The sequence below is a fragment of the Vibrio sp. 1641 genome (genome assembly GCF_033339995.1).
Lineage (GTDB): Bacteria > Pseudomonadota > Gammaproteobacteria > Enterobacterales > Vibrionaceae > Vibrio > Vibrio alginolyticus.
Genome location: NZ_JAWOVP010000271.1, coordinates 1 through 630, shown reverse-complemented (window position 1 = coordinate 630; position 630 = coordinate 1). Strand labels below are relative to the sequence as shown.

Here is a 630-nt window from a genome sequence, read left to right as displayed (position 1 = left end):
GTTTTACCGACATAACATCCTTGATCTGCTCGACACGTTTCGAAACGCGAGAGAGCACCTCAATATTGGTCACTTCAAGATCAAAATCCATGATGGCGAGCTGACGACGGTAATCGACACGGCTCTTCATGCTGGTCACTTTGATTTTCTCGTTGGCAAATAGTGTGGTGATGTCTTTCAATAGACCGCCTCGCTCCATCGCTTCGACACGCACGGTGAGGATGTATGACCCTACAAATCCGCTGCCCCATACGGTATCAATGATACGTTCTGGAGCGTGATGACGCAGTTCTTCGAGCTGTTCACAGTCACTGCGGTGCACTGAGATGCCTCGGCCTTGGGTGATGTAACCACAAATGTCATCACCTGGAATTGGCTGACAACAGCGAGCTAGGTGCGTCATTAGGTTATCAACACCTTCTACAACTACCGCGTCTTTTTTCGGGCGACTTTGCGCTGGTGCTTTGTGCTCGGCTTCTTGAAGTTTTTCTAGCGCTTGCTGATCCTCTTCTTCCGCCGTTGGTTTATTCACCAGTGCATTAATGTGGTTGATGATCTGATTGATACGCAGGTCGCCACTGCCTACACCGACGTAGAGTTCATCCGGCGTGTTGACGTTGAAGCGTTTTA

General features: G+C 49.5%; 1 protein-coding gene. It reads right to left on the bottom strand.

All coding sequences use genetic code 11. The features are described 5' to 3' along the window. On the bottom strand, nucleotides 1–630 hold a 630-nt coding region (locus R7Z47_RS25470), incomplete at both ends, for an ACT domain-containing protein (protein ID WP_318130843.1).